The sequence below is a fragment of the Micromonospora sp. NPDC023644 genome, from assembly GCF_040640115.1.
In the GTDB taxonomy this organism is placed as follows: Bacteria; Actinomycetota; Actinomycetes; order Mycobacteriales; family Micromonosporaceae; genus Micromonospora.
On record NZ_JBFABA010000095.1, the window covers coordinates 1 to 10,745 of the forward strand.

Sequence of the window (10,745 nt, forward strand, 5' to 3'; positions counted from 1 at the left end):
CGGCATCGCACACCTCCACAACATCATCCTCGCCGGGTGACACCAGCACCGTTGCCGGGCAACACCTTCACCGAGTTACGAGACGTCCTTTAGGCCGTGGCGCCAATCGGTGGCCGTGCCATTCCAGCTGGGTAGCGTCAGCCACGGCCGATTGAGCTGATTGGGCCAGTCGACCGGGCCGTTGATCGTGCTAACCAAGACTCCTCGACCAGTACCGTGTAACGCACCTGCCGCGAGTTTTGGCTGGCGATGCCAAGAATGGTGCGCAGGAAGCTGATCTCACCGGCCGGGGCGCCGATGTTGTCCTGAACGACGATACCGCCGCTTCTCTTGTGGAAGCACTGAAGTCGCGGAGTCCCGTCCAGGTGGCGTCAGTCATCTGGGACAGGACCCTCAGCGGCGGGCGCGCAAGCACCAACGGAGCCAACCGGCCCGGAGATCGCACCATGGCCGCCAGACCGGGATCCATCCCCTCGTCATCCTGGCACCACGGCACAGGTGGGCGCGGGCGGCGGGCTACGACACTGGCCCGCGATGGCTATCCTCGCGGCCATGGGAGCTGTCAAGCCGTGGCAACTGTTCGTCCTGACGATCTGCTGTCTCCTGCCGACCGTGGCAGCGATCGTCGGCGGGGTCCTGGCGGCTCGCCGATCGCGCAACCGACGCTGAGGGCCCGTCGCTTCAACGCCGGCGCACGCCCTACCGGCGAAATCCCGGTTCTCGTTCCTCAGGCATTCGTCGACGAGCCGGTGCGGTGGCCGCTGGGTCGGGCACGCCGCCGGTCAGGCCGTCCGCCCTCGTGATCCGCCGTCGCCTGCCGGGCGATCCTCTCCCGATCCGTCGCCTCCCGGTGCGCCTCGTCCCGCTCCCCCGCCGCCCGTACGTCGTAGGCGGCGCGGGCTGCTGGGCGGGCGGGCGGCGGACCTGCTCGGCCGCCGGAGGTTCCTGCTGGGACTCGTCGTCTTCCTCGCCTTCTCCGGCCTCGGCGGTCTCGCCACCGAGCGCTGGACGCTGCTTGTGGCGCGCTTCGTCACCGGCGTCGCCGCCGCGTTCATGACGCCCGCCGGGCTGGCCCTCGCCACCGGGGCCTTCCCGAGGGGCCGCAACGCACCAGGGCCCTGGGCGTATACGCCGGCATCGGCTCGGGCGGCTTCACGGCGCTCGGCATCTCGGCGGTGACGGCGATCAGCGCCGCGCGACGGGCTCGGTCTGACGGCGATCCGTCACGGGCTCGTCGTCCCGGTGGTGTTCGCGGTCGTCGCCGTGCTCGTCACCGCCCTCGGCGTCCGTCGTGGCTCCGACGCGACCGCGGCACCCTCCCCCGCGTCCGTCGCGACCGTGGCCTGAGGGGATGGCGGACCTGCCCGTCGGGGTCACGTCGGTCCACGCGATCGAGGGCCGGTGCGACGCGTACGTCGACGACGTCGTGCACGCCACGATGACGACCGCCGACGCCAAGGGGCGGCCCCGGCGGGTGCTGATCGATCGCGGTGCAGGAGATCGTCGTCGGCCCAGGCCGGCGGGCGGTGGCTACATCGACTGGAAGGGCGTGAAGAGACGGACGCCGCCGCCGGCCAACCTCGCCCTGAGCTCCGCGCTCGGCGCACCGAGGAGTTCGCCGGAGACGGAACCCGTCGCAAGGATCGCCTGCATCAGGTCGGCGACGTGCGCCGTGTGCTCGATGAGCGCCTCGGAGTCCCGGTACCGCTCGAGGACGACGCACTCGGACTGGTCGTCGTTGAAGTAGATCTCGTACTGCAGCGTTCCGGTGTCCTTGGTCCGCACGATCTCCATGCATCGAGCGGACAACCGCTTGAACTCCTCGACCTTGCCCTCGTGAAACGTGAACCGGGCGATTCCCTGGAGCTCGCCCGCCGCTGCGGGTCCCGGGCCCCTGCGGTCCGTCCCTCCGGTCATGGTGGCGCTCCTTCTTCCTCGCGCGGCCCGTCCTGGCCGCTGGTACCCCTGGGGCGGAGCCGGCGCCACGTTCTCGACACCCCGAAGGGTGTCGACTGCTTCCGGCCGCCCACGCGCCAGTCGCACCGCCCCGAGCCGGCGCTCACGTTACGGCTCGTCGACAGCGCGGCCGGGCGTTTGACACCATCGGCGGATGTCCGGGAGGGAGAGGCCGGTGGCGGTCGCCGTATGTGGGTCCCCCGGTGCCGGGAAGACCACGGTTGCCGCTGCGGCGGCGCGCCGCCTCGGACTGCCGCTGCTGTCCCGGGACGAGATCAAGACCGGTCTCGGGCTGTCGTCCGCTTCCGCCACCGAGGACGACGGCGTGCAGCTCGGTCCCGATTTCCACATCGCCGGCGGTCCCTTGAGCCTCCGCGCCGAGGCCGCGATGGCCGACGCAGCCAGGCTGTTCGCGACCTGCGGCGTGAGCTTCGTCGTGGAGTCCTCGGTGCTGTCCCAGCAGCTGCTGGATGCGCTCCTCGCGTGCGGCGCCCGAGTGCTCGCTGTGCACGTCGTCGCCGACGAGGCAGTCATCCGCGGACGCCTCCGGGCCAGAGCGGCCGACGGCGCGGCTGTCGACAGACAGCTCGAAGCCCAGTTCCAACGAGGCGAGCTGAAGCGGTCGATCTTCGAGCCGCCGGATGGGGTCGACGCCGTCGTCGAGGTGGACACCTCGGATCACGGCGGCCCAGTCGTCGAACCCGTCGAGGCAGCGGTCGTCGCCCTGCTCCGGTGATCGCCTGACGTGCGGGCCACCGGCAGGAATTGTGGACACGGGCGGCGACCGTCGAGCAGCGCCGCGGGGTGACCAACGCCGCCATGTCGACCGCCGCGTCCAGGAGGTGGCGCCCGCCGTCGACCCTCGACGCCCGCCCGAACGGGGCGCACGGGGCGCACCGTCGAGGGCTACGCTGTGCCGCACCAGAACCAGGGGGAGGGTCGGTGCGACATCGGCTGCGGGGCGTCGCCATGCTGCTGCTCGGCGCGATGCTCGTCGGCACGGCCGGCCTGAGCCTCGGCTCCTGGTACGGCGGTCGCGGCACCGCACCGCTCAACGTCGAACGGGCCCGGGACGTGGCGGCAGAGCTGCTGCCCGGGACCGAGCCGACCGGCGGCATGTTCGTACGCGGTTTCCGGTACGGCGTCGCCCTGGCCACCGACGATTTCGGTTCCGCTCAGGCTGAGTTCCACTACGGCGTCCGCGCCGACTGCGCGCTCCCGGACCAAATACGGCGCAACGCCGCATCGCGGGGGTGGCAGAACCTCCATCGGTTGCCGGGCGACCCGTGCGACGGCTGGCGTGTCGAGGCGGACGGGCTGGTGGCCACCCTCACCCACGGCGCGACCGGGTGGACGCTGAACGTCACGCCGGCCGCACCGGACCGGTTCCTCGCCGCCACGCTCCTCGGCACCCTTCTCGGCGCTGCCGCTGGCGCGGTCCTGTTCTGGCTGGTGGCGCGGCGGCATCCGCCCGTGCCCCAGCTGGTCCGCACGCTGGTGACGGTCGCCATGCTCCCGGGCGCCGCCCTCACCTGGGCGGACCTCCCGGACGGGCTCGCCGAGCCGGTGTGGCCCATCTGGCGGGCACTCGCTCCCCTGCTGGTGCCGCTGTGGCTGGTGCTTCTGCTGGTCGGACGGGTCGTTCTCGCAAGGCGGCAGAAACCGACCGGCCCCGCCGCCGAGGCGACGACTGCGGCGCCCGAGACCAGCCCGAGTGCCGGCAGGAGCGGCTAGCAGGCTGCGCACCGTCGACCGGTGAGCCCGGCCTACGGAGCGGAGAGCGTCTACGGCCTCTCGGCGCCAGCCGTGCCCGCCGACGCAGGCCATCGGCTCGCCGGCACCGGGCCGCAGCCTCCCCCAAGGCGTACGCCAACTGCTCACCCGACCGCCGCCGCGACCGGTCGTGGCCGGCATCGGGCTGGGGAGGGTTGTCGGCCCCTCCCAGGTGGGACGGTTTCCGGGGTTCGATGGATCGCGACGACGCAGGTGCTGTGCTGTTCGGGCGGCATCCGGTGCCGCGAAGTCGAGGCACGAGCAAGGAGACACCTGATGCGTGGAGTGATCATGCACACCGCCGGTGACGTCCGGGTGGAGGAGCGTGACGATCCCAGGATCGTCGAGCCTACGGACGCGATCGTCCGGCTGACCGCGACGTGCGTCTGCGGGTCGGACCTGTGGCCCTACCGGGGCGTCGAGCCCGCCGACCACCAGGTGATGGGGCACGAGTACGTCGGCGTCGTCGAGGAGATCGGCTCCGAGGTGAAGACCCTCAAGGTCGGCGACTTCGTGGTCGGATCGTTCGTGATCTCCGACAACACGTGCGAGATCTGCCGGGCCGGCTACCAGTCCAAGTGCGTACAAGGCTCCTTCGTGGCGCAGACGATCGGCACTCAGGCCGAGAAGGCCCGCATCCCCCTGGCCGACGGCACGCTCGTGGCCACGCCCGGCCAGCCGGCCCCGGAGCTGATCCCGTCGCTGCTGGCCGCGTCCGACGTGCTGGGCACCGGCTGGTTCGCCGCCGTGGCCGCCGGGGCCGGCCCGGGCAAGACCGTGGCGGTCGTCGGTGACGGAGCCGTCGGCCTGATGGGGGTCCTCGCCGCCAGGCAGCTCGGCGCGCAGCGGATCATCGCGATGTCGCGGCACCCCGAGCGGCAGAAGCTCGCTCGGTTCTACGGCGCGACCGACATCGTCGAGGAGCGTGGCGAGGAGGGCGTGGCGAAGATCAAGGAGCTCACGAACGGGCTCGGCGCGCACTCGGTGATCGAGGCGGTGGGCACGCAGGAGGCGACGATGCAGGCGATCAAGGCCACCCGGCCGGGTGGACACCTGGGCTTCGTCGGCGTCAACTACGACGTGTCGATCCCCGGCATCGACCTGTTCTTCTCCGGCATCCACGTCCAGGGCGGGCCCGCCCCGGTGCGCCGGTACCTGCCTGATCTGATCCAGCTCATCTGGGACCGCAAGATCGACCCCGGCAAGGTCTTCGACCTCACCCTTCCGCTCGACCAGGCGGCGGAGGGCTACCGGGCGATGGACGAGCGGCGCGCCACCAAGGTGCTGCTGACCCTGTGACGCCCGGCCGCGCTGGCTTGGTGCGGGAACGCCCGGGGCTCCCCCGGGCGACGGAGCTACCTGCGCGGAGCGTCCGAGGGCGTGCTCCACGCGAGCGCCGAGGAAGGCACCGAATCCGCCGACAGGTTCGCCCTGCTCGCGTCCTGGGCACCCACCCAGGAGTTCGGGGACCGGCGTCACCGGCAACCCTGCGCAACGGACCGGCTTGACCCTCACGGTGCGTAAGGCCGCAGGGTGGGTGCATGAGCGACTACTACAACGCTTTCGAGATCAGTCCCGTGCCCGATCCCGGCCCGGACGCGGTGGCGCCGGAGCCGTTCCGGGGCATCTACGGAATGCCCGCCTTCGCGACGATCCCCACGAACGATCTGGCGGCGTCGGTCGACTTCTGGATTCGTGGGCTCGGGTTCATCGAGCTGTTCAGCATCCCCGGCAGCCTCGTGCACCTGCGCCGGTGGGCGTTCCAGGACGTACTCCTCGTATCGGCGGCAGGCGTTCCGGCGCAGGCCCCAGCGGTGAGCTTCAGTTTCGCGTGCGTGCTCAACCAGATCGATGCCCTTGTCGAGGCCTGTCGTGCGTTGAACCCGAACTCGGTCGACGGCCCACGCGACACCCCCTGGAACACGCGCGACGTGGAGGTGATCACCCCCGAGAACGCCCGGATCGTCCTCACCGCGGCGAAGCCCTTCGATCCGGCCAGTCAGGAGGCGCGGAACCTCGAAGCCATCGGGATCACCCCACCGGGCGCCGGCCGCGGCGACAATGACGAGCATGTTTGACGACACCGACGCCGATGGCCTGACCGTCGGCCAGGTCTCGACGCGTCTGGGCGTGACGGTCCGCGCGCTGCACCACTGGGACGACATCGGTCTGGCGCGACCGTCGCTGCGCACGACCGGCGGATACCGGCTCTACACCGCCGGCGACCTGGAACGCCTGCACCGCATCGTCGTCTACCGGGAACTCGGGCTCGGCCTGGACAGGATCCGGGCCATCCTGGACGACTCGGCCACGGACGTGCCCGGCGCACTGCGCGCGCAGCGCACCCAGGTCGCCCAACGGATCGAGCGCCTCCAGCAGCTCAGCACCGGCCTGGATCGGATGATCGCCGCCCACGAGCGCGGCCTGCTGCTGACCGTCGAGCAGCAGGCCGCGATCTTCGGCCCCCGGTGGGACCCGGACTCGCCCGCCCAGGCCCGTCAGCGCTACGGAGACACGACCCAATGGCAGCAGTACGCCGAACGCTCCGCCTTCCGCAGCCCGGAGGAGTGGCAGGCCGTCGCCGACGCGGTCGCCGACCTCGACCGTGCCCTCGCGGACGCGATGGACGCCGGTGTCACCCCCGGCAGCCCGGAAGCGAATCGACTCGTCGAGCGACACCGTGAGGTGTTCACGTCGTACTTTCCCCTCACCCGGCAGATGCAGGTCTGCCTCGGCCGCATGTACGAGGCCGACCCCGGGTTCGCCGCCCACTACGACGGCATCCGCGCCGGCCTCGCCACATGGTTCCGACAGAGCGTCGATGCCAGCGCACGCGCCCACGACATCGACCCCGACACCGCCACCTGGCGGTAGAGCGCGGGTCGGCCGCATCATGACGGAGGCGGCGGGGAGAGTCCCTCCTCCACCACCGTGGGGAGCTCCCACAGCAGGAGCTGGAAGGGGTCGTCCTCGCCGCAGGTGAGCCAGGTGCCGTCGCCAAGCGCCATCGGGTCCTCGGACACGGGCATCGGATACTCCACCTGGCCGAGCACGGCACCGCGCCCCACGTCGATCAGCCAGTGCCGGGGACACCCGTGCGTCTCCCTGGTGCTCGCGACCACCGTGCGCTCGTCGACGAAGCCGCACCGGTAGCCCCAGTCGGGCTCCTCCTCGGCCTCCGCCGGCGCCTGGGGATGCGGGGGGAACCGGTGGTCCGCGGCGACCTCGTGCGTCACCGCACCGTCGGGAAGGCGATGGATCGCCGGCTCCCTCCCCCAGTGGGCGATCGTGAGGAGCCGCGTGCCACACGGGCTGACGTCGACGAGGCAACGGTCGTCGTCACCGATGCGGGTGACGGTGAGTCGAGTGCCGTCCCACCGACCCCACCGCAACGGCGCACCGTCCTGGCCTTCGCCGATGCTGAGGCCCATCTGGCCGGGGTCGGGGTGCGGGACGTGGTGGGAGCCGGCGGCCGCGGTGCCGGTCGAGGCCCGTGCGAGAACACGGCCGTCGGCGGCGTCCAGCACCAGCCACTCCTCGTCCAGCTCCGGCTCGACGTCATCCGGCAGCGGGGTGCATACGTGCGCCCAGACCGTCGAGCCGTCCGCGCTGATCCAGCACGAGCCGGAATCGGGATGGCGGTGCTCGCCGCTGCCCGCGTACTCCTCGTAGGAGCGGTGGAACGAGGAGCAGGGCGAGCCCCAGCACGCGTGCCGCACCGTCCAGCGCAGCGCGCCGGCGGCGTCGACCGCGTGCAGGGCGTGCTGACCGCTGAAGACCGCCAGGTCGAGGGTGGGGCTCACCGCATCGATCCCGCCCGCCCCGCGCGGCCAGGGCGCCGGAAAGCGGGCGGCGGGAGCGTCGTCACCGGCGAGGAGCCGGTCGAGGTCGTACGCCAACAACTCGTCGTCCCGGCGGATCACGACGAGGCGGCGATGCGGCCACCGCTGGACGGCCGGCGTGTCCGCGGTGCGAGCGAAACCAAATACGCGAGGGGCGTTCGCGGGCACACGGAAGGACGTCACGAGGCGAGGGGTGAGGAACACGTGATCATCCTGCCAGGATCCGCCACCGCCGCAGCGGTGGCGGATCCCGACCTGGTGCCTGCTGGAGCGCGATCCCGCCGGGAGCCTTACCTGCCGCGGTTAGACCGCGCGGGCGACGCAGATCCTGGCGTCGAGGCGGGGCCCGGCCTCGTAGAGCATGTACTCCACGCCGCCGTCGGTGCCGAACGCCGGCGACGCCACCCGGCCGTTGTCCGACGCGATCGGCCGGTGGAACACTCCGAGGTGGACCTCGCGGTCGAAGTTGTTGCCGATCTCGGTCAGATACATGTTGCCGCCGCTGCCGTGGTACGCGAGATACGCGGTGCCGTTGCGCTTCAACAGGTGCGGCGCGGAAATGTCGGTGAGCCCGTCGCCCGACGGTGACACCAGCGGGTTCGGGGAGAACTGCCACCCGCTCCAGCCGTTCGGCGACCAGCCCCAGAAGATCTTCCGGGTGCCCGGCCGGATCGTGTGGGCGCCCATGAAGACCATCACGTAGCGGTTCCCCTTGCCCGCCACCGAGTGCTCGAAGACCCGCGCGTACGAGGTCTCGGTCGTGTTGGGCACCAGGTTCGTCGACAGGATCGGCGTCTCGTCCGTGAAGTGGACGCCGTCGGTCGAGCGGGCGACCCGGGTCGTGTGGTTCTCGCCGTGGAAGTACAGGTAGAACTGCCGGGTCGGGGCGTCCCACACGACGTGCGGCGACGACACGTGGCTCACCGTCGTGGTCGGCAGCACCCGGTCGATGATCGGGTTGTTGGCGTACTCGGTGTAGGGGCCCTCGAGCCGGTCGGCGTAGGCGAGGCAGATCCCGCCGGGCGAATCGTGCGGCGCGTAGTAGAGGTAGTAGCGGCCGAGATAGCCGCCGATCTTGTCGTAGACACCGCGCACGCACGGGAAGATGAACTCGCCGGTCGGGTTGTAGCGCAACGGCCTGTCGAACGCGTCGCGGACGTATCGATAGCTGGGAAAGCCGGCCGGTCCGGCGAGCGCCGGCGTGGGCGCGGCGGCGAGGCCGGCGCCGGTGGTCGCGGTCGCGAGACCGGCGGCGGCCGCACCACGCAGCAGCGTGCGTCGGGAGAAGGAGCCTTCAGGGGTACGCGTCATCGTGTTCCCTCCGAGCGTGGGGGGCGAGCCGACGGGGGCATGGGGAGCGGGGCCGGCCGTGATCGAGGCAGGCGCCACTCGACCGCGCTGAGCGGCCCAACGGTGTGTGGACGCTCGTCGCGGACGGGCTAGTTGATCGATGAGTCTGCTCGCGCCCTCTCGGCGGCGTCAATATGCTAATACGAATTAGCAAGGCGGGTTCGCGGGTGGCGGACGCGCCGCCGGAGCCGCCGGATCCGGCCGCCGACCCGGCGGCACCCGCCCGCCGGGCGCGGCCCGCGACGTCGCACGCCCGCGCTGATCCGCGCGCAGCCGTGCGGAGCGGTCCGAGGGTCGGCGCCCGCCCGGGCTTCGGGCGGGCGCCGGGGCGCGGGTGGTCGGTGTCGGCGGGTCAGCCGACGGGTGGGGCGGTCCAGGAGGACCGGATCAGCTCCCGCTCGGCGGCGGCGAGGTGGGCGGTCACGGCGAGCCAGGCCCAGGCGTACCGGTCCGGGTCGGGATCGGTGAGCCGGCCGAACGCGTCCCGGCCGCGCCGGTCGGACTCGGCGGCGAGGGCTGCGGCCACGGCGGCGGCGGTGGTGAAGCCAGCGCGGCGCAGCGGGGCGGCCAGCCCGGTGCCGTCGCCGCGGGCCGCCTCGGCGACGGCGCGGCGACCGCCGGAGACGGCCAGCTCCACCAGCCGGCGGACCCGCCACAGCGGGGACTCCGCAATCGCGTCGGCGCCGACGGCGAGCATCGGTCCGGTCGTCGTGTCCGGGTCGCGCGGCGGCAGGTGGCCGCCCTGGATCTCGTCGTAGCCGAGGTCCGCCCGGCCGTGCCAGTCCGCCGGCAGCCGCAGCGTCGCGGCGGCACCGGGCACCGGGCCGACCGCGAGCGGACGCAGCGTGCTGGCCCGGTCCGGGTCGAGCCGGCCGACCACCCGGATCCGCAGGCCGGGCCGGGAGGCGAGCCGCCGCAGGTTGGCCACGTGGGCCAGCATCGGGTGGGAGTCGACCGGCACCAGCCGGATCACCGGCCCGTCCGGCACCGGCGCCCGCTCCGCTCCGTCGTCGGTGGCGGGGGCCAACTCGCGGGCCAGCACCTGGTCACCGACGGCGCCCACCACCATCAGGTCACCGCCGACCAGCGCCGTCCCCGCCCGGGCCGGGTCCTCCGGGTCGTCGGTGGCGAGCTGGGCGGCCACCACCTCGGCGAGCGGGCGGGCGAACAGTCCCGCCAGCGCTCCGGTGGACCAGTCGGTCGCGGTGAGCGGGGTGGCCCGGACGCCCTTGCCGGCGCCGAGCCGGCCGTCCGGGGAGACGGTGGTGCCGGTGATCCGCAGGCCGCCGCGGGCCAGCACCGCGTGGTTGACCGCGCCCGCGCCCATCTCGGTGACCGCGCGGGCGCAGTCCCGCGCCCGGTCCGGGCCGCCCGGCTTCACGTCGCCGAAGGAGAGCTGGCGCCCGTCGGCGGCGATGAGGTGGGTGACCACCCCGGCGTACCCGGTCGCGCTGATCACCGGTTCCCGGCAGACCCCGTACACCTCCAGCGTGCCGTCCGGCTGATAGGCCCGCCGCAGAACGCCGACCAGCGCCGGGTCGGGATCGCCGGCGGCCAGCCGGCCGGCGACGTACAGCAGGTCGTGCAGCACCTCGACCAGCTCGGCCAGCCGGTGGCCGTTCTGCCGTCCCCGGTGTGCGCGCAGGCCACGCACCGTGCGCAGCGCGGCGCTCTCGGCCCGCGGCAGGCCGGCCAGCCGGGCGCTGTGCGCGGCCCGCAGCAGTTCGGCCTGTTGGCTCGCGGTCACCACCGCTCCGTCGCACCGTGTTCTGATTATTTGCATCGGCGCTACCGGGCCCCCGCAATTGCGGGGGCACCTTCTCA

Annotated in this window: 10 protein-coding genes; 6 read left to right on the forward strand and 4 right to left on the reverse strand. The window is 72.6% G+C overall.

Annotation, left to right across the window (positions count from 1 at the left end; all coding sequences use genetic code 11):
• The first annotated feature begins 948 nt into the window (after positions 1-948).
• Complete coding sequence (locus AB0G08_RS29575; RefSeq protein ID WP_358094117.1) at positions 949-1,179, forward strand: hypothetical protein; 231 nt, start codon at positions 949-951, stop codon at positions 1,177-1,179.
• A gap of 351 nt (positions 1,180-1,530) precedes the next feature.
• On the opposite strand, the gene AB0G08_RS29580 is transcribed toward AB0G08_RS29575, so the two are convergent.
• Positions 1,531-1,917 carry an antibiotic biosynthesis monooxygenase gene (locus AB0G08_RS29580; protein ID WP_358094091.1) on the reverse strand — a complete coding sequence of 129 codons (387 nt, stop codon included), beginning with the start codon at positions 1,915-1,917 and terminating at the stop codon, positions 1,531-1,533.
• 193 nt (positions 1,918-2,110) lie between these two features.
• Between AB0G08_RS29580 and AB0G08_RS29585 the strand changes: the two genes are divergently transcribed.
• From AB0G08_RS29585 to AB0G08_RS29605, 5 genes are all read left to right on the forward strand, one after another.
• Positions 2,111-2,692, forward strand: coding sequence for an AAA family ATPase (locus AB0G08_RS29585; protein WP_358094094.1), 582 nt, complete (start codon positions 2,111-2,113; stop codon positions 2,690-2,692).
• Positions 2,693-2,898: 206 nt separating this feature from the next.
• Positions 2,899-3,690, forward strand: a complete 792-nt coding sequence (locus AB0G08_RS29590; protein ID WP_358094097.1) for a hypothetical protein — start codon at positions 2,899-2,901, stop codon at positions 3,688-3,690.
• Positions 3,691-4,005: 315 nt separating this feature from the next.
• Positions 4,006-5,028 (forward strand): zinc-dependent alcohol dehydrogenase family protein, encoded by a 1,023-nt coding sequence (locus AB0G08_RS29595; protein ID WP_358094100.1) that lies wholly within the window; start codon positions 4,006-4,008, stop codon positions 5,026-5,028.
• Positions 5,029-5,270: 242 nt separating this feature from the next.
• Positions 5,271-5,807, forward strand: a complete 537-nt coding sequence (locus AB0G08_RS29600) for a VOC family protein (RefSeq protein WP_358094103.1) — start codon at positions 5,271-5,273, stop codon at positions 5,805-5,807.
• The gene (locus AB0G08_RS29605) at positions 5,800-6,603 is read left to right on the forward strand and encodes a MerR family transcriptional regulator (RefSeq protein WP_358094105.1); all 804 of its coding nucleotides are present in this window, start codon (positions 5,800-5,802) and stop codon (positions 6,601-6,603) included. Before AB0G08_RS29600 ends, AB0G08_RS29605 begins: the two co-directional genes overlap by 8 nt.
• Before the next feature lie 17 nt (positions 6,604-6,620).
• On the opposite strand, the gene AB0G08_RS29610 is transcribed toward AB0G08_RS29605, so the two are convergent.
• The 3 genes from AB0G08_RS29610 to AB0G08_RS29620 all read right to left on the reverse strand — a co-directional run bounded on the left by AB0G08_RS29610 (position 6,621) and on the right by AB0G08_RS29620 (position 10,668).
• Entirely contained in the window at positions 6,621-7,652 is a 1,032-nt protein-coding gene (locus tag AB0G08_RS29610) for a hypothetical protein (protein WP_358094108.1), read from the reverse strand.
• 222 nt (positions 7,653-7,874) lie between these two features.
• The gene (locus AB0G08_RS29615) at positions 7,875-8,882 is read right to left on the reverse strand and encodes a hypothetical protein (RefSeq protein WP_358094111.1); all 1,008 of its coding nucleotides are present in this window, start codon (positions 8,880-8,882) and stop codon (positions 7,875-7,877) included.
• Between the two features lie 391 nt (positions 8,883-9,273).
• A complete protein-coding gene (locus AB0G08_RS29620) occupies positions 9,274-10,668 on the reverse strand; it encodes a hypothetical protein (protein WP_358094114.1) in 1,395 nt (464 codons plus the stop codon).
• Between the last annotated feature and the right edge of the window lie 77 nt (positions 10,669-10,745).

Bases quoted from the DNA above. Each gene is read 5' to 3' on its own strand.
- AB0G08_RS29580 (WP_358094091.1), bottom strand. From the start codon at position 1,917: ATGACCGGAGGGACGGACCGCAGGGGCCCGGGACCCGCAGCGGCGGGC.
- AB0G08_RS29595 (WP_358094100.1), top strand. From the start codon at position 4,006: ATGCGTGGAGTGATCATGCACACCGCCGGTGACGTCCGGGTGGAGGAG.
- AB0G08_RS29615 (WP_358094111.1), bottom strand. From the start codon at position 8,882: ATGACGCGTACCCCTGAAGGCTCCTTCTCCCGACGCACGCTGCTGCGT.
- AB0G08_RS29600 (WP_358094103.1), top strand. From the start codon at position 5,271: ATGAGCGACTACTACAACGCTTTCGAGATCAGTCCCGTGCCCGATCCC.
- AB0G08_RS29585 (WP_358094094.1), top strand. From the start codon at position 2,111: ATGTCCGGGAGGGAGAGGCCGGTGGCGGTCGCCGTATGTGGGTCCCCC.
- AB0G08_RS29605 (WP_358094105.1), top strand. From the start codon at position 5,800: ATGTTTGACGACACCGACGCCGATGGCCTGACCGTCGGCCAGGTCTCG.